Genomic DNA, 23,386 nt, shown 5'->3' with positions numbered 1-23,386 from the left:
GCGGGGAAATCTAGGCGTTCCGGCCGATGCCGGTTTCGGGCTGCGGGATGCTTAGACGCATTACGATCGCGGTGACGTTATCGGGCTGGTAGTAGCCCGGCCGCTCGGCGATCTCCTCGAATCTGAGGTCGCGGTAGAGGGTGCGCGGGGCCGGTTTGTCCTCGCGAACCTCGAGGAAAATCTCGCGGATGCGCTGGGCGCGGGCGATCTCGATCAGCGCGGTCATCAGCCCGCGGCCGATCCCCAGGCACCGGGCCCGAGCGGACACGGCGATGGTCTGGATGTCGGCGTCCAGCCCACCGGCCGGGGCGAACAGACCCGCGTAGCCGATGATCTCCCGCGGTCCCCCGGTGAAGGATGCCACCAGGTAGTGCGTGTGTGGGGAGGCGAGGTCGGCGGCCATGGCCTGGCTGGACCAGGCGTCGCTGGAAAACTCGGCGGTCTCGATCGCCATGATCGCGTCCAGGTCCTCGGCGGTGGCCGTGCGCAGGCTCCACACCGGGTCGATCTGCGGGCCGGGCACCTGCGGGTTCTCGCTCACTAGCTCACCCGCTTGCGCGGACCCTGCGCGGCGATGTCCGGCGGGCGCAGGTACAGCGCCTCATCGGCCGCGTGTTCGCGCCCGGTGGTCTGTACCCGGAGCGCCAGGACACCCAGGGCCCCGGCGGGGATCCCGGCCGCGTCCACCCGGTGCGGGGCCGCGGTGCCGTCCGCCAGCCGCGCGGTTTCGGCGGCGTCGAGATCGTCGGGACGATCGAGGGAGGGCCCGGCCACCCGAACCGGAATGCCATCGGTGTCCAGCCCGGTATAGCGCGACCAGTAGAGTTCGCGACGACGCGCATCGGTGGTGACCAGCAGCTCGCCGGTCCCGCCATTTTCGTACCATTCCAGTGCCAGGGCGTCGTGGCTCACCAGCGGAATCACCGGGATGTGCGCACCCTGCCCGAAGGCGCGTGCGGCGGCGATCCCGATCCGCAGCCCGGTGAAGGGCCCGGGACCCATACCCGCGGCCACGGCGGTGACCTGAGCCGGGGCGGTGCCGGTCTCGCTCAGCACCTCCTGAATGAAGGTGCCCACCACCTCGACGTGCCGCCGGGTGTCTTCCAGAACGCGGGACGCCCGGATTTTCCCGGTGCCGTCCACGAGGGCGACGCCGGTTCCGGTGGAGGTATCAATGGCCAAAAACATATGTCCAGGATACCGCCGACCGCGCGAGATGCTCGCCCGCTAAGCCGCGACCCTGACAGTGCGCGGCTCGGACCTGACGTCCGCGCTAGACGCCGGCCCGCTCGATCCTGACCGTACGCGGCTCGGACTCGACGTCCATGTCGTCGGCCGTTCCGGCGATGGGGCGTTCGATCGTGATCTCCCACCACTCATCGGCGAGCACCCCGGCCACCTCGTGGCCCCACTCGATGATGACCACCGAGTGATCCAGGTCGAGATCCAGGTCGTCCACCTCGAGGGCGTTGCTCAGCCGGTAGGCGTCCACGTGCACCAGCGGCACTCCGCCGACCAGGCTCGGGTGGGTGCGCGCCAGCACAAAGGTGGGGCTGGTTACCGGACCGCGCACCCCCAGGCCCTCGCCGATCCCACGGGTCAGCGTGGTTTTGCCCGCGCCCAGCGGTCCGGTCAGCACGATCAGATCGCCGGCTCCCAGCTCCCTGCCCAGCGCGATCCCGAACGCGTGCATGTCCGCGGGGGTGGGCATCGGGAAGGTGCCGGGGGTCAGCACTGTCTGGTCGGTCATCGAGGTTCGTCTCCACTCGGGTGAGCCGGCTGCGGCGCTCGGGTGATGCGTCCACCCAGTCGGGTCACGATTTCGTAGTTGATGGTATCGGCGGCCCGCGCCCAGTCATCGGCACCGGGTTCGCCCGCGCCGGGATCCCCGATCACCACCACCCGGTCTCCCACGGCCGCGGTATCGCTGCCGAGGTTGACCACGAACTGGTCCATCGCGATTTGACCCACCAGCGGATAGCGGGTGCCGTTGATGCTCACGTCGGCGCGGCCCGAGGCGTGCCGGGGAATCCCGTCGGCGTATCCCAGCGGAATCAGGGCCAGGGTGGTTTCGGTGTCGGCTCGATAGCGGTAGCCATAGGAGACGCCGGTGCCCGCGGGAACCGTACGCACCGCGGCAACCTCGGTTTCCAGCCGGAGGGCGGGCCGGAGGTCCCAGTCGGCGGGGGTATCGTCCTCAAACGGGCTGAGGCCGAGAATGCCGATGCCGATCCGCACCAGGGTGCCACGGGTCTCGGGGAGCTTGAGCGCCCCGGCGGTGGCGGCCAGGTGTCGCCACCGCGGGTCGAGGCCCGCGGCCGCGGCCAGGTGTTCGGCCTCGGCGAAGCGCGCGAGCTGCGCGCGGTCCTCCTCGGGGGAGGTATTGGCCAGGTGGCTCATCAGCCCGGTGATTCGCAGCGCACCCGCCTGTTCGGCGGCGTGGGCATCGGCGAACAGCGCCTCCCACTGGGCGGGCGCGGTGCCGTTCCGGGACAGCCCGGTGTCCACCTTGAGGTGTACCTCGCCGGGGTGTCCCAGGGCCTCGGCGGCCTCGCGCATGCGGGCGAGCTGCGCGGGGCCCGAAGCCACCAGCGCAATATCGGCGGTGAAGGCCGCCGCAAAGTCGGTATCGGATCCGTGCAGCCAGCACAGGATCGGCCCCTCAAAGCCCGCGGACCGCAGCGCCAGCGCCTCGCCGAGATCGGCGGTCCCGATCCCCCGGGCACCCCCGCGCATCGCGGCCCGCGCGCACAGCAGCGCGCCGTGCCCGTAGGCGTTGGCCTTGACCACCGCGAGCACGTCGGCCGGGGCGACCCGGGCGACGATGGATGCCACGTTGTGTTCGATCCGGGCGGCATCCACCAGAATTTCGCGACGTGGACTCATCGGGGTCCCCCTCCCTCGGCCACCACAAACGCGATGGCCGCATCCCCATCATGCGAGATCGAGAGGTGGACGCTCTCGATGCCCCGCTCCGCCAGCCGGCGGTTGGTGCTCCCGCTGGTGGTCAGGATCGGCGCGCCCGAGGAATCCCCGAGCACCTCGATCTCCTGCCAAAACACGTCCTCGCTGCCGCCGAGCGCCTTGATCAGCGCCTCCTTGGCGGCGAACCGCCCGGCGAGCGAGCGCCCGGTCAGCTCCCGCTCGGCGGGGGTGAACAGGCGCTCGCGCAGCGCGGGGGTACGTTCCAGCGTCCGCAGAAATCGGGGCAGGTCCACGAGGTCCACCCCGATTCCCACAATCATGCTCTATTCCACCGTGACGGACTTGGCCAGGTTACGCGGCTGGTCCACGTCGAGTCCCTTGGCGTTGGCCAGCTCCATCGCGAAGATCTGCATCGGCACCACGGCCAGCAGCGGCTCGAACAGCGGAGCTGCCAGCGGGATGTGGATCACGGTGTCGGCGAAGGGCAGCACCGCGGCGTCGCCGGCCTCGGCGATCGCGATCACCCGGGCACCGCGGGCGCGGATCTCCTGAATGTTCGACACCACCTTGGAGTGCAGGGTCGAGGAGCCGCGCGGGCTCGGAACCACCACAAACACGGGCTGGCCCGGCTCAATCAGTGCGATCGGACCGTGCTTGAGCTCACCGGCGGCAAAGCCCTCGGCGTGAATGTAGGCCAGCTCCTTGAGCTTGAGCGCACCCTCGAGCGCGATCGGGAAGCCCACGTGACGGCCCAGGAACAGGATCGCGCGCGAGTCGCTCATCCAGTGTGCGAGCTGGGTGATGCTCTCGGTCTGCTGCAGCACGGTGACGATCTTCTCGGGGATCGCGCGCAGCTCGGCGGTGAATCCGGCGATCTCGGCGGTGGACACGGTACCGCGCACGCGCGCCACGTGCAGGGCCAGCAGGTAGATCGCGGTGATCTGCGCCACAAATGCCTTGGTCGAGGCCACGGCGACCTCGGGTCCGGCGTGGGTGTACACCACGGCGTCGGACTCACGCGGAATCGTCGCACCCTGGGTGTTGCAGATGGAGAGGGTCTTGGCGCCGTTTTCGCGGGCGTACTTGACGGCCATCAGGGTGTCCATGGTCTCACCGGACTGGCTGATCGAGACCACCAGGGTGTGCTCATCGATCACCGGGTCGCGGTAGCGGAACTCGTGGCTGAGCTCGACCTCGGCGGGGATGCGCGCCCACTTCTCCAGCGCGTACTTGCCCACCAGGCCGGCATAGGAGGCGGTACCGGCGGCGACCACAACGATGCGGTTGATGCCGGTGAACAGCTCATCCAGGCCGTCCAGCTCGGGGATGACCACGGTCTCGTCGGCGGCGATGCGCCCGCGCAGGGTGTTGGCCACGGCATCGGGCTGCTCGGTGATCTCCTTGGCCATGAAGCTCGGCCAGCCACCCTTATCCGACGCGGAGGCATCCCACTCGACCTCGAAGGGCTCAACCTCGACAACGTTGCCGTCGAAATCGGTAACCTCCACGGCATCCGGGGTGATCGCCACGATCTGGTCCTGACCGATGGCCAGGGCGCTGCGGGTGTACTCGATGAAGGCGGCTACGTCCGAACCGAGGAAGTTTTCCCCGTCGCCCAGGCCGATCACCAACGGGGAGTTCCGGCGAGCGCCCACCACCAGGTTCGGCTGGTCGCGGTGCACGGCGAGCAGGGTGAAGGCACCCTCGAAGCGGTTGACCACGGCGCGGAAGGCCGCCAGCAGGTCGCCGGTTTCGCGGTATTCGCGGCCCAGCAGCACGGCGGCGACCTCGGTGTCCGTCTCGCTCTCGAAGGTGTAACCGGCCTCGACCAGCTCGGCCTTCAGGACCGCAAAGTTTTCGATGATGCCGTTGTGGATCAGGGCCAGCTTGCCCTCGTCACCCAGGTGCGGGTGCGCATTCACATCGGTCGGGCCCCCGTGGGTTGCCCACCGGGTGTGCCCAATACCCACATGGCTCTCGGGCAGCGGGGACGCTTCCAGATCTCCCGCGAGAACGGCGAGCTTACCCGCACGCTTGCGGGTGTACAGTTCCCCCTCGGCGTCGATCACGGCCACTCCCGCGGAGTCATAGCCGCGGTATTCGAGTCGGCTCAGACCGGACATCAGCACGTCTACGCTCGCGCCGCTACCTACATATCCAACGATTCCACACATATAGAGAACAATACCGGGAATAGAATGACTTTCTATGTCCGAGCTCCGCGTCGAATCATCCGCTGACACCACCCGCACCCCGTTTGTCGAAATTTCACGGGACGAGTGGGCGCGTCTGGCCCCCTCCATGCCGATCCCGCTGACCAGCGCCGAGATCGTGCAGCTGCGCGGCCTGGGTGACCGTCTGGACATCGACGAAGTCGCCGAGGTCTACCTGCCGCTGAGTCGTCTGCTCAGCCTCTACGTGGCCAACGCCAAGCGTCTGCACGCCGAAACCACCGGTTTCCTGGGAACGGCGGGGGCCTCCACCCCGTTTGTGATCGGCATCGCCGGGTCGGTGGCCGTGGGCAAGTCCACGGTTGCGCGGCTGCTGCGGGAGCTGCTCTCGCGCTGGGAGGACACCCCCCGGGTCGAGCTGATCACCACCGACGGGTTCCTCTATCCCAACGCCGAACTGGAGCGCCGCGGCATCATGGCGCGCAAGGGATTCCCCGAGTCCTACGACCGGCGGGCCCTGCTGCGCTTCATCGCCGAGGTCAAGAGTGGTGCCCCCGAGGTGCGGGCACCCTTCTACTCACACCAGAGCTATGACATCGTGCCCGACGCCTCGGTGGTTGTACGACAGCCCGACGTGCTGATTGTCGAGGGCCTCAATGTGTTGCAGCCGCCGCGCGGTGGTGGCCTCGCGGTGAGTGACCTGTTTGACTTCAGCATCTACGTGGATGCTCGCTCAAGCGATATCGCGCGCTGGTATGAGGAGCGCTTCATGGCGCTGCAGCGCGGGGCCTTCACCAACCCCAACTCGTATTTCAACGTGTATGCGGACCTCACCGAGGAGCAGGCTCGTGATCGCGCCCACTACTTCTGGAACGAGGTGAACCGCCCCAACCTGGAACAGAACATTCGTCCCACCCGGGCCCGCGCCAAGCTGGTCCTGAAGAAGGACGGCGATCACTCGGTGAGCTCGGTTCTGCTGCGCAAGGTGTAGCGCCAAACGCGCGGCCGCCCCACCCCGGGAACGGGATGGGACGGCCGGCGTGAGTGGTTACTCGACTAGTCGAGCGGCGGGGTGGCCCGTCGACGGACGAGGAACACGATGCCCCCACCCGCGGCGAGCAACAGTGCGGCCAGGCCGAGGGCGATGCCCAGGACCAGGTCCGTACCGGTGGTACTCAGCCGCGCGGTGGATGGCGGGGTCTGCGCGTCCGGTCCGGGCGGGGTGATGCCGGTGGACGGATCGGTCGGCGGCGTGGTCGGCGGGGTGGTCGGAGGCACGCTGGGCGGAACCGAGGGGGTCGGGGTCGGCGTGGTTGTGGGCGGCGTGGTCGGCGGAACCGAGGGCGTCGGGGTCGGAGTCGGGGTGGCCGTGGGTTCGGGCCGCGGAACAACCTCGAGGTCGGTGCGTACGCTGGCCATCGGGAAGAGCGAGAGCTCATCGATGCCAAAGTCGTTTCCGTGCCCGCCGTCCTTGAAGTTGCGCACGCCAATGGTGAGCGAGGTGGAGTCTCCGGTGTTTACGGTTGAGGTCAGCCGCGTCCACTTGGCATCGTCGGTGGTGGGCCCACTCTGCCGGGGCATGTTCCGCGACGATCCGATAAACGTGTCATTCACCACAAATCCCACCTGAACCGGTGCAACGACGTTCCCAGGACGCGGGTCATCGCTGAGGTTGGCCACAAATCCGCTCATCGTGTACTCGGTGTGCGGGGTGAGCCCGGTGATGGTGGTGGTGAGCACGTCGTGCGGTTTGCCCAGCGATTCGGAGCCGTTGATGATCAGGAACTTGCCCGACCGCGCGGATTCCTCATCGGTGACGGCCCGGGTGTTGGGCATCAGCCAGGACTTGTTCCAGTTGCGGGTGATCTCCTGGGTGCTCGGGGTCACCATCGCATTGGTGGTGCTGCGCAGGTCGGCCCAGTAGTTGTTATACGCCCGGGTTTGGTTCCATTCCGGGGTGGGCGTGATGTCGGGACCGTTGATCATGCCGGTGGGCCAGATCGAATACTCGCCATCGAAGGGTGAGTACTGCACCACGGAGGGCCGACGTGTCAGCGTGTGCGGATCGTGGAAGGTGTACGGAGTCGTGGCCGAATCCAGCCGGGGCTTCGCCTGCCCCAGATAGTCAAAGGTTCCGTTATCGAAGTCGGTGACCAGGTTGTGGGCCTGTGAGATGCGTGCGAGCTGGACGTTGGGGAGGGTTCCGGAGAAATCCGCGGGCGGGACCAAGCGTAATCCGGTGACGTCGCGGTTGACCTCAAAAATCTGCGGGCTCGGCGACACCGGTTCCAGGGTGTCTCCGGCGAGGGTACGCAGTGTCCATCCGGCCGGTAGTCCGCTGATCTTGTAGGTGTCGAAGGGGGTCTTGCTGAGGTTTCCGTCCACGATCCCCAGTTCAAATCCATCGGGATCGCCCTGGTTCACCCGTTCGGGAGAAACGGTCAGGACGAGTCCGTCATCCCCGGTGCGGGTCGCGGCCTGGGCCGGCTGGGCGGGGATCAGGGCGGCGCCTGCTCCCGTGAGCAGTACGCCCAGCAGACCGAGAGCCAGCGCCCTCCGCCCGCGGAATCGGGGCCGGGCCCGGTGCCTAGTGTTGTGGTGTGCGTCGGGTTGCGCAAGTGTCATTTCGAGTGTTGTCCCCTCGTTCGATGTGTCTCGCACACCCGGTGGGCGGCGCGAGAAGGTACATCTTGGGGAGCAGGGACATCTCATAACATGACGCGAGAATAACGGGCGTACAGGAAACTCACGGGGAACGCGCGCGACAAACCCCGGGGATGCATCGGCATCCCCGGGGTCCGTGGTGTGCTGCGACTCGAAGGCCGCGCGCCGACTAGCGCACGAGAACCGTGGCGGTCGCGGTCTTGCCCGCGTGGGTGACCGTGATGGTCGCCTCACCCGGGCCCTGGGCCACAAATACCGGGGTTCCCTGAGCACCGGTGCGGATCTCGCCCGGTCCACTCAGCGTCGGGATGATGCCCGACAGCGCACCACCGGCACCGGCCGCGTCGTACCCGAACACCGTCAGCGGAATCTCGCGTCCGGTGCTCACCACCGAGGTTTCCGGCAGCAGGTACAGTGCGCTCGGCGTGATCGCCTGAGCCGAACGGGTTCCGAATACCTCGAAGTTGTGGATCGAGTATCCGTAGGGCAGCAGGCGCTCAATCCCCTGCAGGCGCAGGTAGCGTCCGGTTCCGGTGAGGGTCAGCTCATCCGGGGCGGCGGTGGACTTGGCCACCGTGATGAGCGGCTCGAACGGGCCGTTCTCGTTCTGGGCAATCTCCAGTCGGTAGCGGGCGGCCGCGGCGGCCTCCCAGGTGATCTTCACTCCGGAGAGGTCGTAGCTCTCACCCAGGTCCAGGGTGATGCTCTGATCATCCAGCCCGTGGGTGCTCTCCCAGCGGGTGGCCGGGTTCCCATCCACCACGTGGGCGGCCACGTGTTCGGCCCCCTGCGAGGTTGCGCTCACACTCACGCCGCGAGCGATGTCGATGCTCGGATCGCTCACCGCGACCACCGCCGAACCCGCGAGTGTCGTGCCGCCACTCTGGGCGCTGGCCCGCACCAGACCGGAACCGGTCGCGGTTGCGGTCAGCACGCCGGCGGCGGTGATGGATCCGGGAACCGTGGTGGTCCAGGTCACCGCATCGGCCAGGGCAAACGCGTCACCGTACTGGTCCAGTCCGTCGGCGCTGAAGGTGACCGGGCTGTTCGGCGCGATCCGCACCGGGCCCGGGGTCACCCGCAGCGAGGTCAGCACCGGAGCTTCGCCCACCCGCACATCGCGGGTAGCCTTGACCGAACCCGAAGTCGCCGTGATGGTCGCCTTCTCGGTTGCGGTGGTCGCATGGAAGACCCCGTCGGAACCGATGTTTCCACCGCGGTTCGCACTCCATTCCAGATTCGGAATATCTACGGTTGCCCCGTACTGGTCATACCCGACCGCGCTCAGTGCGAGCGTGGAACCGGGGGTGATCGTGGTGGCATCCGGGGTGGCAACCAGTTCGATCCGCTTGAGCTTGGCATCCAGACGGTGGGTGACCTGGCTGTGGGCGGGCACGTCGATCCAGCCGATGCGGGTGTTCCCGTTGTAGGCGGGGTAGCGCTGCTGGGTGTTGGTGGGGTTGGTGACCACGTAGCTGTACACCCCGGTGTCCGGGTTCTTGTACACCTGGGCGAGGTCTGCCCCGACGCGGTGATCGCGGGACTCGATGCCGAGGTTCCGGTTGGCCATCGCGTTGTAGTAGACCATGCCGGCCATCGAGACGGCCGAAACCATCGGGTCGTTGGTGCGGCGCAGTTCGGCGAAGATGTCCGCGTAGATCTCGGGGTGCGACTGTGCCATCTGACCCAGCACCACCTGACCGAGAGCGTCACCCATGCCCGAAATCACGGCGGTGGCGGCGGCGGTGTCACGACCCGGGGTGTAGCCGGCGACCTTGATCCGGTAGAGCGAATCGATCGCGTCCTGGTTTGCCTGGAAATCGGTCGAGAAGTACGCCAGCAGCGGGCTGACCGGGTTCCAGGTGGCCGGGTCCGCATCCACCATCGCGCCGGTGTACTGGTGCGGGATGAGCTTTGCCGGCAGGGTTGCCGGGGTCCAGTGCTCGTCCGGGAACACCACGGTGCCATTGGCGTCCACCGAGATCAGCAGCGAGTTCGTCGCCGGATCGAACAGCGGGTTCGCCGCAACCTTCCGGGTCGTGTAGCCGGGGTTGTGCTTTTCGCTATCCCGGACGATGTTCTTGAGCACGTTGACCGCGGATTCACGGTCCTCGGTGATCTGAATATCGCCGTAGGTCCCGATCCCCCACCACTGCTTGGCGAAGGTCTGGATCCCGGCCTTATTGCCGGCCCTGGTGCCCTCGCCGCCGATGTTATCGGGGCGCAGCGCAAACATGTCATCCAGCAGCTTGGTGGCCGCGGTCCGGTCCCAGCCGAGGTAGTTCAGCCACGGCGCGGTGGGCAGCCACTGAATACCGTAGATCCAGGCGGGGTCGCCCGAGAAGTACGTAGCAAAGGCCTGGCCGCTGTCAAACACGATGCCCGAGGTGGAGTGCTTGTACTGCTCGGGGAACACGCCCCCGGTGTTCAGCCAGTACTCGCGGATCGCCGCACGCTCGGTGACGTAACCCATTGCGCCGGTGTCGCGCATTTCCTGGTTTCCCAGGGCCACGCCGAGCAGGTAGAGGCCCGCCCAGGACTGGATCGCCTCGGAGCTGGACTCCTGGTTGTTTCCACCCGGGGAGGAGAATCCGCCCGCATAGGAGAATCCGCTCCAGGTGTCGAAGGTGCGCAGGTACGGGTAGTCCTGGCTGCTGCGGTCCCAGTTGCCATACTGCTGGGCCACCAGGGTCGCGACATCGCCATAGCCGGCGGCCCACTCGGGATCCTCCATCGCGAGCATCGCCGCGGCGGCGGTGAAGTAGCCGTAGTGGAAGTGGTTGTCGGTGAACTGCGAGGATCCGTAGGACTCGCTAAAGCCCACCAGCGCCTTCCAGGTGTCATAGCGGGCGAAGAAGCGGCTCTCCTCCCCCTCGGTGTAGGTAAACCAGTCGCTCAGTGCGGTGCGCAGGGTCGAGCGCAGCGCCTCATAGGACTCGGTTTCGCCGAGCTGCTTGGCCACCAGCATGTACTCACCCAGCTGGATGACGTCCTTGCCGCCCCAGTAGGTGTCGTTGCCATAGGTGGTCTTGGCGGCGTAGTCGCGCAGGAACTTGGCCATCACCGCGTGCTCGTAGTCGGTGCCCGCGGGTGCTCCGGGCTTCGACTCGGGTGCCCCGGTGATCGGAGTCATGCCCTCAAAGGTATATGCCATCTTCCAGCCATCGCGGCCGATGCTGGTGCGCATTTCGCCGCGCGGCGTCTTATAGGTGGTTCCGGTCAGCGTGGGCTCGAAGCGCTTGGCCTCGCGGTACTGGTGCGGAAGCCATCCCTGGATGGTCGAGGTTTCGGTCCCCTGCAGCGGCTCGGTGGTCAGCGCCCAGTCCTGGCGCACCTCGCCCGAGTCGGTGTGGTTCTGATACGACATGGTGGTGCCGGTCACCCGGGCGAACGCGTAGCGGTGCAGGGTGTTCAGGTCGAAGCCCGAATCCGGCAGCGCGCTGAGCACCAGGTAGCCGGTCCCCACGCTGGCGATCAGGCGGTTGCCCGAGCGCTCGAAGGTGGTGTCCTCGGGGGCGTGCACGCCGATCTTCGAGTCACCCTGGCGGATGATCAGGCGGTCGGTGGTGACCGGGAAGGTCAGCGCATCCCCATTGGCCTTGGTGAAGGTCGCATTCTCCCCGACGGTGAGTTCGGGGGTCACCTGGTTAAAGCGGAACCAGGTGTAGGGCACGCCACGCGCCGCGCTCACGGCGATGTTCGACGGACCCGCGGCGGGGTCGAGCCGCCAGTCCACGTTCCAGTCGCCCCAGCCGGTGGCCACGGCGTTGGCCGCGCGGAACGCGGTGCCAAAGCGGTCATCCAGCCCATCGGGCTTATTGGTGAGCATCACGTGGTCCACGAGTAGGTGTGCCCAGCCCGCGGTGAGCTCATCGACGATCTCGATGTGGGCGTTCTGGCCCACCCACGGGGTGAGGTCCAGGGTCTTCCAGGTGAGGGTTTCGCTGTCCTCCCCGGTGGCGGTGGCGACGCTCTGTCCGTTCACCACGACGCGCAGCTCGGTGAGTCCCGGGTGGTTTCCGCCGCCGATCTTGGCAACCAGGGCGTTACGGTCGATGGTGAAGTCTGGGGAGCGCAGGCTCCCGGTGGCACCGTCACCCTGCTCGGCGGTGAAGCTGTTCAGGAAGCCCTTGCCGAGCCAGCCGCTGACCGGGCTCTGCCCCGGCGAGGTGCCGGTGGAGACCCTGTCGAACGCGGTTCCGGTTGCGGTCCAGCCCGCGGGCAGACCGTCCTCAAAGTCCGCGAGTACGCGGTCGCTGGCGTCGGGCTGCGGGGCAACCTGACCGCCCACGCGGACGCCGTCGGCGAGCACCATTGCGGTTCCGTCGGCGTTCCACTTGCGCGGATCGCGCACGAGGGTTCCCTCGGCGCTGTTGGAGAGGACCAGCGGGTCGGCCCAGAGGTCGCCCGAGTAGGTCGAGACCACCAGGTCGCTCCACCAGCTGTTGGTGGGTACCGGGGTTCCGGTGAGCGACTGATCGATCCAGATCTTCTGGTTCAGGGTGTTTTGCACGTCCTGACCGAGCGACGCCGGCGGTGCGGCGGCGATCGATCCCGAGCCGACGGGAATGCCGTCGGCCCGCGGTGCGGGAGCCGCCGCGGCGATCCGCGGGAGTGCGCCGGCAGCACTGCCGGGCTTTCCCTCGGGGGCCGCGATGGCGGGGGATGCGATGATCCCCCCGGTAAATATCACTAGTGGGATGACACCCAGGCTCAACCGGCGAACCGGCGGTCGGGAGAGTTTCACAAAGGACTCCTCAAAGTCGGTGGCGAGGGGGATCGCGCAGCCAGCTTAGCGACCCATTTGGGGCACGTAAAGTCCCTCGGATCAGGCACAATGTAAGCAAAACAGCCGTCCTCAAATGTCCCCCAAACCGTGGACCCGGGAACAAAAAGGGGCGCTCCCGGGGGGAGAGAATTTCTCCCCCCTGGGAGCGCCCGAGTGTGCCGGATTTTTGCCTAGCTTGCCGGCCCGCTTCCGAAGATCTTCAGATCGTAGAGCGAGATCCCGTAGCCGGTTCCACGCTTGATCGAGAGGATCTTGACGTAGCGACCCGAGGCACCGGTGAGGGAAATCTTTTGTCCCCCTTCGGCGCCGTCGGTCGGGTGGGCGACCGTGGTCCAGGGACCGTCCGGGGTCGTGGCCGTCTGGATCTCGAACTCCTGGGCGAAGGCACGCTCCCAGACCAGTTCGGCCCGATCCAGGGTGTGCACGGCCCCCAGATCCACCACGATCCACTGTCCCTCGGACCAGCCGCTGGACCAGCGCGACCCGGGATCATCATCCACCGCATGCTTGGCATCCCAGGGGCCGTCCTCGGTGCTCGACACGGTGACCGGGTGGTTCCGCGAGAGCTCGGTCACCGGGCCGGTGGGGGCATCCTGACCGGCGACCGTGATGGTCGCGGTGGAGGTCAGCCCGCCCCGGGTCAGCGTGATGGTCGCGGTACCGGCATCCCCGGCCACATACACCGGGTTCCCCTTCTTATCCCGTTCGATCGAGCCCGGTCCGCTCAGGGTCGGCAGCGTATCGGTCACCTGCCCGCCGGCGCCGGTCGCATCGTAGGCGAAGGCGCTCAGCGGCACCCGCGCCCCGGAGGCGATGGTTGCGGTTTCCGGCAGCAGGTACTGCGCGGTGGGGGTGATCGCATCCACCGACCGGGTTCCAAACACCTGGAACTCATAGATCGAGTATCCGTAGTCGCCCAGGCGCTTGAGTCCGTGCATGCGGACGTAGCGGGCGGTGGTGTTCAGGGTCAGCGAATCGGGATCGGCGTTGTTCTTGGCCACGGTGAGAACCGGGGTGAACGGTCCCTTCTCGCTGGTGGCCGTCTCGATCTGGTAGCTCGCGGCGGCCGCGGCCTCCCAGACGATGTGGGCACCGGAGAGGTCATAGTTGGCGCCGAGGTCCAGGGTGATCGACTGGTCGTCGCTCCCGTGGACGCTGTCCCAGCGGGTTCCGGGATCGCCGTCCACCGCGTACTTGGCCAGGTTGGGTCCGTCCTCCGAGGTCGCGCTCACGGTGGCGCCGAGCGCCACGTTCACGCTCGGGTCGCTCACGGCGACCACGGTGGATCCGCGCACCTCCCCGGCCGCGGTGGTCACGCTCGCGCGCACCAGTCCCGATCCCGGGGCCGTGGCGGTGAGCACGCCGTCGGCGGTGATCGCGCCGGTCGCGGTGGTACTCCAGGTCACCGCACCGGGCAGGACAAACGGATCACCGTACTGGTCCACGCCGGCGGCGGCGAAGGTCACCGGGGAGTTGGGAGCTATCCGCACGGGGCCGGGGGTGATTGCCACCGAGGTGAGCACCGGCGCATCCCCCACCCGCACGCTGCGGGTCGCGGTAATGTCGCCGGAGGTGGCGGTGATGGTGGCCTTATCGGTCTTGGAATCGGCGTAGAAGACGCCGTCCGCACCGATCTTGCCACCGCGGTCCACGCTCCATTCCAGATTCGGAATATCCACGGTGGCACCGTACTGGTCGGTTCCGGTCGCGGTCAGCGCCAGGGCCGAACCGGGCGTGATCGTGGTGGCATCCGGGGTCGCACTCAGCGTGATCTTCGCCAGGTGCGAGTCCAGGTGGTGGGTGACCTGGGTGTGGGCGGGCACATCGATCCAACCGATGCGCTCGGCCCCCTGATACACCGGGTAGCGCTGCTGCTGGTCGGTGATGTTGTTCACAACATAGCTGTACTCGCCGGCGTCGTTCTTATACACCTGGGCGAGGTCGGCACCCACCCGACGGTCCCGGGTTTCCACCCCGAGCCCGCGGTTGGCCATCGCGTTGTAGTAAACCATGCCGGCCATCGACACGGCCGAGATCATCGGGTCCTTCATCCGGGTCAGTTCGCCAAAGATGTCGGCGTAGATGTCCGGGTGCGACTGGGCCATCTCGCCCAGCACCACCTGACCGAGGGCGTCGCCCATGCCCGAGATCACGCGCGCCGCGGCGGCGGTGTCCCGGCCCGGGGTGTACCCGTCGATCTTGATCCCGTACAGCGAGTTGATCACGTCGAGGTTGGGGGTGTAGTTCACCGAGAAATAGGGCAGCAGCGGGCTGGCCGGCGACCAGTTTGCCGGGTCACCATCCACCATCGCGCCGTCATACTTGGTGGGGATGAGCGAGGCGGGCAGGGTGTCCGGGGTCCAGTACTGGTCCGGGAAGACAACACTGCCGTCCTTGGCGATCGAGATGATCAGCGAATCGGTGTCCGCGTTGTACAGCGGGTTCTCGGGGACCTTCCGGGTTGTATAGCCCGGGTTATTCTTCTCGCTATCGCGGACGATGTTCTTGAGCACCTCGATCGCCGACTTGCGGTCCTCGGTGATCTTGATATCCCCGTAGGTCCCGATTCCCCACCACTCCTTGGCGAAGGTTTGGATGCCCGCCTTATTGCCGGCGCGCACCCCCTCACCGCCCAGGTTGTCGGGGCGCAGGGCAAACATGTCATCAAGCTGCTTGGTCGCGGCCTTGCGGTCCCAACCCAGGTAGTTCATCCACGGCGCGGTGGGCATCCACTGGATACCGTAGATCCAGGCGGGATCCCCGGAGAAGTAGGTGGCAAACGCCTGGCCGCTGTCGAAGAGGATGCCGGTGGTCGAGTGATTGTAGGAGGCCGGCAGCGCGCCGCCCACGTTGAGCCAGTACTCGCGCACCGAGGCGCGCTCGGTCACATAGCCCATCGCCCCGGCGTCACGCATCTGCGTGTTACCCAGGGCCACGCCCAGCAGGTAGAGGCCCGCCCAGGACTGGATCGCCTCGGAGCTGGACTCCTGGTTGTTGCCGCCCGGGGAGGAGAATCCGCCGGCGTAGGAGTGGCCGCTCCAGGTGTCGAAGGTACGCAGGTACGGGTAGTCCTTGGACGTGCGGTCCCAGTTGCCGTACTGCTGGGCCACCAGGGTTGCAACCCCGCCGTAGCCCTTGGCCCACTCGGGATCCTCGATCGCCAGCATCGCCGCCGCGGCGGTGAAGTAGCCGTAGTGGAAGTGGTTGTCGGTGAACTGCGAGGATCCGTAGGACTCGCTGAATCCGATCAGGGCCTTCCAGCTGTCATAGCGAGCGAAGAAGTGGCTGGATTCGCCCTTGGTATAGGTGAACCAGTCGGTCATCGCCGTGCGCAGCGTGGACTTGAGCTTGTTATACGAGTCGGTTTCGCCCAGCTGCTTGGCGGCGAGCATGTACTCACCCAGCTGGATCAGGTCCTTACCACCCCAGTAGGTGTCATTACCGTAGGTGGTTTTGGCGGCATAGTCGCTGAGGAACTTAGCCATGACGTCGTGGGAGTAGTCGGTGCCCTTGGGAGCATCCGGCAGGGATTCGGGGGTGCCGGCGACCGGAGTCATCCCGTCGAAGGCATAGGCCATGGTCCAGTTATCGTGACCGATGCTGGTGCGCATCTCCCCGCGCGGGGTGGCGTAGGTGGTGCCGGTCAGCTTGGGGTCGAACCGGTCGGCCTCGCGATACTGGTGCGGGAGCCAGCCCTGAATGGTATCGGTCCCCGTGCCCTCGAGCGGCTCGATGGTGAGCGCCCAGTTCTGCTCGATCATGCCGGTCTGGGTGTTGTTGACATAGGTCATCTTGGATCCGGTGACCCGGGCGAAGGCGTACTTCTGCAGGGTATTGAGGTCAAACCCGTTATCGGGCACCGCGCTGATCACCAGGTGGTCCACGCCCTCACTCGCCAGAATCTGGTCGCCCACCCGGTCGAAGGTGGTCTTCGCCGGGGCGTGCACACCGAACTTGGCACCGTTCTGGATGATCTCGAAGCGGTCGGTGGTGACCGGGAAGCTCAGGTCGTTTCCGTCGGCATCCACAAACTTGGCATCCTTGGCCACGCTCAGCTGCGGGGTCACGTGGTCAAACTGGAACCAGGTGTAGGGCACGCCGCGGGCGGCGCTCACGTTGATGTGAGCGGGGCCCTGGGCGTTTTCCAGCCGCCAGTTCACGTTCCAGTCGCCCCAGCCGGTGGCCACCGCATCGTCGGCCTTGAACGCCGATCCGAACCGGTCATCGAGCCCATCGGTCTTATTGGTGAGCATGATCTGGTCCACCATGATGTGCGCCCAGCCGGCGGTCAGCTCATCCACGATTTCCAGGTGGGCGGTCTGGCCCGCCCAGGGGGTCAGATCCAGGGACTTCCAGGCGAGGTTCTCGCTGTTGTCGCCGGTGACCGAAGCCACGGTCTGGTCATCCACCACCACGCGCAGCTCGGTCTTGCCGGGGTGGTTGCCGCCGCCGATCTTGGCGACCAGGGCGTTGCGGTCGATCGTGAAGTCACCCGAACGCACCTCCCCGGTTGCCCCGTCGCCGTCGGCATCGGTGAAGCTATTCAGGAAGCCCTTGCCCAGCCAGCCGGACACGGCGCTCTGTCCCTTGCCGGTGCCCGTGGATGTGCCGGCGAAGGCCGAACCGGTGGCGGTCCATCCCTGCGGCAGTCCGTTCTCGAAGTCCGCCAGCACGGTGTCACTGGGGTCGGGCTGCGGGGCGACCCGTCCGCCCACGCGCACGCCCTCGCCGAGCTGCATCGTGGTGCCGTCCTTATTCCAGCTGCGCGGGGAGCTCACCAGCGCACCATCGGCGCTGTTGGAGACCACCAGCGGGTTGGCCCAGAGATCCCCCGAGTACTTCGAGATCACCAGGTCGGTCCACCAGGCGTTGGTGGGGATCGGGGTGCCGTCCAGCGACTTATCGATCCAGAGCTTTTGGTGCAGGGTGTCCTGCACCCCCTGACCCACCTCGGGCGGGGGCGTGGCGGCCACCGAGCCGCTGCCCACCCGAATACCATCGGCCGGCGGGGCGGGGGTGTCGGCCTGAATCCGTGCGAGCGGCGCCGGCGGCGCGGGACTCGGCGCGGGGGCGGCAAGCGCGGGGCTGGCGATCAGCACACCGGCCAGCGTGAGCGTCGGCACCAGGCCGAGGCCCAGTGCGCGCACCGCTGAGGGAGAGAGTTTCACTGAGGCTCCTCTAGGGTCATGGCGAAGAGGCTTCGCACCGATAGAGTAGCGCACCAATGTGTCCGAAAAATTACTTCTGACCAGGCGATATTTCAATTACAGCCGTCCTGAAATGTCCCCCTTTGTGTGGACATAGCCCCCACATAGAAACACAAAACCCCCGTTTCCATGCGGAAACGGGGGTCTGCGTGGGAGACGACTAAGCGATGGCCAACCGTTCACGAACAATATCCGCGAGGCGGTGCGCCAGCGTGTCGGCGGTGTGCTGATCGGCAGCCTCCACCATCACGCGCACGAGCGGCTCGGTCCCACTGGGACGCAGCAGCACCCGGCCGGTGTCACCCAGCTCGGCCTCGGCCGCGATGACGGCCTCGGCGAGGACATCATCGCTACCCAGGCGGTCCCGGTCTACGCCGGAGACGTTGACCAGAATCTGCGGATACACGGTCATGACCGAGGCCAGCTCGGCGATGCTCTTGCCGGTGCGCGCCATCTCGCCCAGCAGTTGCAGGCCGGTCAGGATGCCGTCACCGGTGGTCGCATGCTCGCTCATGATGACGTGGCCGGACTGCTCGCCACCGAGGGCATAGCCGCCCTCGTTCATCGCCTCGAGCACGTAGCGGTCGCCCACCTTGGTCTCCAGAACGGTGATGCCGTGCTCGGCCATCGCGATCTTCAGGCCCAGGTTGCTCATGACCGTGGCCACCAGGGTGTCCTTGGTCAGCAGCCCGCGCTCCTTGAGCGCCACGGCGAGAATCGCCATGATCTGGTCGCCGTCGATGATGTTGCCGGCGGCGTCCACGGCGAGGCACCGGTCGGCGTCACCATCGTGGGCGATGCCCACGTCGGCGCCGTGTTCCAGTACCGCGCGCTGCAGCACGTCGAGGTGGGTCGAGCCCACGCCGTCGTTGATGTTCACGCCGTCGGGGTCGTTACCGATGATGGTCACGGTGGCCCCCGCATCGCGGAAGGTCTCCGGAGACACACCGGCGGCCGCACCGTGGGCGCAGTCCAGGACCACGTGGATCCCGTCCAGGCGGTTCGGCAGCGACTGCAGCAGGTGCATCACATACCGGTCCTCGGCGTCGGCGAAGCGACTAATCCGACCAACGTTTCCACCGGTGGGCAGCAGGTGCTCCGAGGCGAGTGCCGCCTCGATCCGCTCCTCGACCTCGTCGGGCAGCTTGGTGCCACCGCGCGCGAAAATCTTGATCCCGTTATCCGGGGCGGGGTTGTGGGAGGCGGAGATCATCACGCCGAAGTCGGCGTCGATGTTTCCGATCAGGAAGGCGGCGGCGGGGGTGGGAATCACTCCCGCATCCAGCACATCCACGCCACTGGAGGCGAGTCCCGCCGCCACCGCGGCACCGAGGAACTCCCCGGACACACGCGGGTCACGCGCAAGGACTGCCACCGGACGTTTTCCGGCGGCTTGACGGACCTCAGCACTACGGCCCCGCCCAAGCACCGATGCGGTAGCTTGAGCGAGGCCGAGGGCCAGGTCTGCCGTCAACAGGCCGTTCGCGAGGCCGCGAACGCCGTCTGTTCCAAACAGGCCAGCCATAAGGGGATTCGGGCGCTTAGCGCTTCGAGAACTGCGAAGCCTTACGTGCCTTCTTGAGTCCAGCCTTCTTGCGCTCCTTGATGCGAGCATCGCGGGTCAGGAAGCCGGCCTTCTTCAGGGTGGCGCGGTTGTTCTCTTCGTCAACCTGGTTCAGCGAACGGGCGATGCCCAGACGCAGTGCACCGGCCTGACCCGAGGGGCCACCACCCGAGATACGGGCGATCACGTCGTAGGAGCCGTTCAGCTCCAGGACGGTGAAGGGGTCGTTGATCAGCTGCTGGTGCAGCTTGTTGGGGAAGTAGTCAGCCAGTTCGCGACCGTTGACGGTGATAACACCGGTACCCGGGACGATGCGCACGCGGGCGATGGCCTGCTTGCGACGACCCACGGCTGCGCCGGGAACGGAGACAACGCGCGCCGGCTTAACAGCCTCGGCGGCGGGGGTTTCGGTCGAGTAGCTCTCCGGAGCCTGCTCGGTGGTTTCTGCGATGTTCGCCACGTTTATGTCCTTTAAGTCTGACTCGGCGCTTACTGCGCGACCTGGGTGAGGGTGTACGGCTTGGGCTGCTGTGCGGCGTGGGGGTGCTCGGCACCCTCGTAGACCTTCAGCTTGCGCAGCTGGGCACGGCCCAGGCTGGTCTTGGGGAGCATGCCACGGATGGCCTTCTCCACGGCGCGAACCGGGTTCTTCTCGAGCAGCTCGGCGTAGCCGACCGACTTGAGTCCACCCGGGAAGCCCGAGTGACGGTAGGCGCGCTTCTGAGCGGCCTTCTGGCCGGTCAGGGCTACCTTGTCGGCGTTGATGATGATGACAAAGTCACCCATGTCCAGGTGGGGGGTGAAGGTTGCCTTGTTCTTGCCGCGCAGGATGCTTGCTGCGTGGCTGGCCAGGCGGCCCAGAACGATGTCGTTGGCGTCAATGATGACCCAGTCACGCTGGATTTCACTGGCCTTCGGGGAGTAAGTGCGCGTCACGATAGTGCTGCTTTCTCGTCGTAAGTTGGATGTTCGTGAATCCCACTCCGTGCGGTGTTCCCGAGCGGGAACACACAAGGTGGAGGGCTCAACTTCGGGCGCGCGTCCCATGACGGGAACACACACCAATAGTCGAGCTTACGCGAGAGTATGGGCCGGGTCAAACCGAGCGCACATGCCGAACGCTAGTATCCGGGCTCTCCGGGCATCGGGGTGGTCGATTCGCGGCGTTGCCGGGTGAGCTCGGCCCGGGCCGCGAGCAGCGAATCCTCGGGGTACTCGACGTTGGTGAGGCTCAGGCCGTGCGCGGGGGCGGTGGCGAAGCCGTTGCTGTGCCCACGCTTGGTCGCCTGCAACAGTCCGGCGATCGCGTCGGCGGGCAGCGACTCCACACTCATCGCGATACACACCCCCACCAGTGAGCGCACCATCGAGTGACAGAACGCATCGGCGGAGAGCTCGGCGATCAGCACGCCGTCGGTATCCCGACGCCAGCGGAAATCGGTGAGGTTGCGGATCGTGGTGGCCCCGACCCGGGGACGGCAGAATCCGGCAAAGTCGTGCAGACCCACCAGGCTCGCGGCCGTCCGATCCAGGACCTCGAGGCTCAGCGGGCGCGGGTACCAGAGGGTGGTGCGCCGCGAGAGCGGGTCCTTCCAGGCCTGAGCATCGGCGATCCGGTAGCGATAGCTGCGCGAGAGGGCCGAGAATCGGGCGTTGAATCCGGCGTCGACCACGCGTGCCGAGTGCAGCCAGACATCGGAATGCAGGCCCAGAACCCCGTTAATCCGGCGCAGCAGGGCGTGCGCCACATCGGGTTCGGGGTTGCCATCGGAGGTACGCGCGCGGCGCATCCGCTCGACTCGCTCCGGGGTGAGATCCAGGTGGGCCACCTGTGCCTCGGCGTGCACGCCGGCATCGGTGCGGCCGGCCACCGTCAGACGAATCGGGTCCCCCTGATAGCCGAAGGTCTGGTGGGCCGCCGATTCGAGGACCTCCTGCACCGTGCGCAGGCCGGGCTGCTTGGCCCAGCCGGCAAAGTCGGTGCCGTCATAGCCCAGGTCCAGCCGGATGCGGGTGGACTCGGCGGGCACGGAGGTGGAGTCTTGAGATGTCACCCTGCGAGTTTACCGGCCAAATGCGCGACCGATTCGGCCCTGTCGGAGGGACCTGTCTACTCTGGAAGGAGATATGAGCAGCGCACCCACCCTCAGCCCCACCCCCACCGCCACGGCGGCCGGACGTTTTCACCTGCCCGGACTCGACGGCCTGCGGGCCATCGCCGTGATCCTGGTGATCGTGTATCACGCGGCCCCGGCCCTGGCCCCCGGCGGGTTTATCGGGGTGGACATGTTCTTCGTGATCAGTGGTTTCCTGATCACCAGTCTGCTGCTGCGCGAGCATGCCGGCACCGGACGGATTCGGCTGGGTCGCTTCTGGCTGCGGCGTGCGCGCCGGCTCCTGCCCGCGCTGGTCCTGGTGGTGGGAACCGCCACCGCGCTCGCTCCCCTGATCCACGGTGATCTGCTGGTGGGTTTGCGCACGCAGGTCCTCGGCGCGGCCACGTTTTCCTATAACTGGGTCGCCCTGGCCACCGGAAACGGCTACTTCGACACCACGACCCCCGAGCTGCTGCGGAATCTCTGGTCGCTCTCGGTCGAGGAACAGTTCTATCTGATCTGGCCAATTCTGCTGCTGGCGCTGCTGCTGATTCGTCGGCCCTGGCTGCGCGTGGGCCTGCTGGCCGCGGGCACTCTCGCCGGGATGGGCTGGATGTGGGCCCTGACCGCGATGGGCGCAAACGTCACCCGGATCTACTACGGCACCGACAGCCACAGCTTCGGCCTGCTGATCGGGGCCACCCTCGCGGCGGCCCTGGTGGCCCAGTCTCGTGCACCCCTGGACGCTCTTCGGCGGATGGAGCGTTCGAGTTGGCAGCGTGACCTGGTGGGCATGATCGCCCTGTCCGCGATCGCCATTGCCGTCTGGGGACTGCGGGAGAGCGGTCACGCGACCTTCCGCTGGGGCCTGCCGATGGTGTCGGTTCTCGCCGTGCTGCTGGTGTGGTCGGCCATCTCCGGCGGCATCTGGTCCCGGGTGCTGGATATGGCGCCCCTGCGCTATATCGGTGCCCGCTCCTACGGACTCTACCTCTGGCACTGGCCGCTGCTGGTCCTACTGATCGCCGCCTTCCCAGGACAGGCCACCACCGGTGCGCCCTCACCGCTGCTCGCGCTGGTTGCCATCGCGCTCACGGTGGTCCTCGCGATTCTCTCCTACCGCTTTGTCGAGAACCCGATTCGTAAGCTGGGCTTCCTTCCCTACCTGCGCGCGCTGCACGCCCGCATCTGGCGATTCCCCAAGCCGCGGATCGTGATGGCCTCGCTGGTCACTATCGCCGCCCTGGCCGCCGGTGTGGGGGTGTCCGGTCTGGTGTTTGCCCCGACCCAGGGCAGCGCCCAGCAGCTGATCGAGGAGGGGGCGCAGAGCCTCAAGTCCGGCTATCCGGGCCCGATCGCCCCGAAGCCCACGCTCACCCCCGAGGGGCTGGCCGACGGCTCCGAGATGAGCGCGATCGGCGACTCGGTGATGCTCGCGGCGGCACCCTCCCTGCAGGAGGCGTTCCCGGGCATCGCCGTGGATGCGGCGGTCTCGCGCAACATGAATGCGGGCCTGGATCTGATTCAGGAGCAGGCCTCGGCCGGTCTCCTCCGCCCGGTTGTGGTGGTGGGACTCGGCACCAACGCCACGATCAGTGGTCCCCAGCTGGATCGACTCGCCGGAATCGTGGGGCCCAGCCGTCACCTGGTCCTGGTGAACGCCTATGCTCCGCGACCGTGGATCGCCGGGGTCAATCAGACCCTCGCCGACTACGTGGCCGGGCACCCCCGGGTGGGGCTCTGTGACTGGGCGACGGCGATCGATCCCCAGGCGGGTGACCTCCTCGCTTCCGACCGCATCCATCCGGGCAGCCGCGGCGGAGCCCTCTACGCGGCGACCCTGCACACCACCCTCCAGAACCTGGCGAAATCCGATGGTCCGCCCGAGGCTCCGTCCTACCGACGCCACGAGCCCGCCCACCCCTAGCCCCGCGGCCGGTCTCGCCCTCCGTCTTCCGAGTCGATGCGTT

At 67.0% G+C, this 23,386-nt stretch carries 15 protein-coding genes; 2 read left to right on the top strand and 13 right to left on the bottom strand.

The window, feature by feature from the left end; genetic code table 11:
* Positions 1-10 precede the first annotated feature (10 nt).
* The 6 genes from rimI to glmS form a co-directional block, all read right to left on the bottom strand.
* The gene (rimI, locus tag C7C57_RS02345) at positions 11-541 is read right to left on the bottom strand and encodes a ribosomal protein S18-alanine N-acetyltransferase (protein WP_255505752.1); all 531 of its coding nucleotides are present in this window, start codon (positions 539-541) and stop codon (positions 11-13) included.
* Positions 541-1,188: a tRNA (adenosine(37)-N6)-threonylcarbamoyltransferase complex dimerization subunit type 1 TsaB gene (gene tsaB, locus C7C57_RS02340; protein WP_187977434.1), complete on the bottom strand. Its 648-nt coding sequence runs from the start codon at positions 1,186-1,188 to the stop codon at positions 541-543. The genes rimI and tsaB overlap by 1 nt, the downstream gene beginning before the upstream one ends.
* A gap of 85 nt (positions 1,189-1,273) precedes the next feature.
* Positions 1,274-1,750: a tRNA (adenosine(37)-N6)-threonylcarbamoyltransferase complex ATPase subunit type 1 TsaE gene (gene tsaE / locus C7C57_RS02335; protein ID WP_370581427.1), complete on the bottom strand. Its 477-nt coding sequence runs from the start codon at positions 1,748-1,750 to the stop codon at positions 1,274-1,276.
* Positions 1,747-2,886 carry an alanine racemase gene (alr, locus tag C7C57_RS02330; protein WP_187977433.1) on the bottom strand — a complete coding sequence of 380 codons (1,140 nt, stop codon included), beginning with the start codon at positions 2,884-2,886 and terminating at the stop codon, positions 1,747-1,749. The genes tsaE and alr overlap by 4 nt, the downstream gene beginning before the upstream one ends.
* On the bottom strand, positions 2,883-3,245 hold the full coding sequence (locus C7C57_RS02325) for a holo-ACP synthase (RefSeq protein WP_187977432.1): 363 nt from the start codon (positions 3,243-3,245) through the stop codon (positions 2,883-2,885). The genes alr and C7C57_RS02325 overlap by 4 nt, the downstream gene beginning before the upstream one ends.
* A gap of 3 nt (positions 3,246-3,248) precedes the next feature.
* The gene (gene glmS, locus C7C57_RS02320; RefSeq protein WP_187977431.1) at positions 3,249-5,099 is read right to left on the bottom strand and encodes a glutamine--fructose-6-phosphate transaminase (isomerizing); all 1,851 of its coding nucleotides are present in this window, start codon (positions 5,097-5,099) and stop codon (positions 3,249-3,251) included.
* Between the two features lie 34 nt (positions 5,100-5,133).
* Between glmS and coaA the strand changes: the two genes are divergently transcribed.
* On the top strand, positions 5,134-6,087 hold the full coding sequence (coaA, locus tag C7C57_RS02315; RefSeq protein WP_187977430.1) for a type I pantothenate kinase: 954 nt from the start codon (positions 5,134-5,136) through the stop codon (positions 6,085-6,087).
* A gap of 65 nt (positions 6,088-6,152) precedes the next feature.
* Here coaA and C7C57_RS02310 read toward each other — a convergent pair whose 3' ends face one another.
* The 7 genes from C7C57_RS02310 to C7C57_RS02280 all read right to left on the bottom strand — a co-directional run bounded on the left by C7C57_RS02310 (position 6,153) and on the right by C7C57_RS02280 (position 21,374).
* Positions 6,153-7,721: a hypothetical protein gene (locus tag C7C57_RS02310; protein WP_187977429.1), complete on the bottom strand. Its 1,569-nt coding sequence runs from the start codon at positions 7,719-7,721 to the stop codon at positions 6,153-6,155.
* A gap of 208 nt (positions 7,722-7,929) precedes the next feature.
* On the bottom strand, positions 7,930-12,507 hold the full coding sequence (locus tag C7C57_RS02305; protein WP_187977428.1) for a glycosyl hydrolase: 4,578 nt from the start codon (positions 12,505-12,507) through the stop codon (positions 7,930-7,932).
* A 212-nt stretch (positions 12,508-12,719) separates the two neighbouring features.
* The gene (locus C7C57_RS02300; protein WP_187977427.1) at positions 12,720-17,717 is read right to left on the bottom strand and encodes a glycosyl hydrolase; all 4,998 of its coding nucleotides are present in this window, start codon (positions 17,715-17,717) and stop codon (positions 12,720-12,722) included.
* 199 nt (positions 17,718-17,916) lie between these two features.
* Positions 17,917-19,281 (bottom strand): phosphoglucosamine mutase, encoded by a 1,365-nt coding sequence (gene glmM, locus C7C57_RS02295; RefSeq protein ID WP_187977426.1) that lies wholly within the window; start codon positions 19,279-19,281, stop codon positions 17,917-17,919.
* A 16-nt stretch (positions 19,282-19,297) separates the two neighbouring features.
* Complete coding sequence (rpsI, locus tag C7C57_RS02290; protein WP_081863944.1) at positions 19,298-19,780, bottom strand: 30S ribosomal protein S9; 483 nt, start codon at positions 19,778-19,780, stop codon at positions 19,298-19,300.
* Between the two features lie 29 nt (positions 19,781-19,809).
* Positions 19,810-20,256, bottom strand: coding sequence for a 50S ribosomal protein L13 (gene rplM / locus C7C57_RS02285; RefSeq protein WP_030148022.1), 447 nt, complete (start codon positions 20,254-20,256; stop codon positions 19,810-19,812).
* Between the two features lie 185 nt (positions 20,257-20,441).
* Positions 20,442-21,374, bottom strand: a complete 933-nt coding sequence (locus C7C57_RS02280; RefSeq protein WP_255505751.1) for a tRNA pseudouridine(38-40) synthase TruA — start codon at positions 21,372-21,374, stop codon at positions 20,442-20,444.
* Between the two features lie 73 nt (positions 21,375-21,447).
* On the opposite strand from C7C57_RS02280, the gene C7C57_RS02275 reads away from it, so the two are divergent.
* A complete protein-coding gene (locus C7C57_RS02275; protein ID WP_187977425.1) occupies positions 21,448-23,343 on the top strand; it encodes an acyltransferase family protein in 1,896 nt (631 codons plus the stop codon).
* Positions 23,344-23,386: the final 43 nt, after the last annotated feature.

The sequence above is a fragment of the Mycetocola sp. JXN-3 genome (assembly GCF_014522285.1).
Lineage (GTDB): Bacteria > Actinomycetota > Actinomycetes > Actinomycetales > Microbacteriaceae > Mycetocola > Mycetocola saprophilus.
The sequence above is the reverse complement of the archived record's forward strand: the minus strand, read 5'-3'. Positions and strand labels throughout refer to the sequence as shown.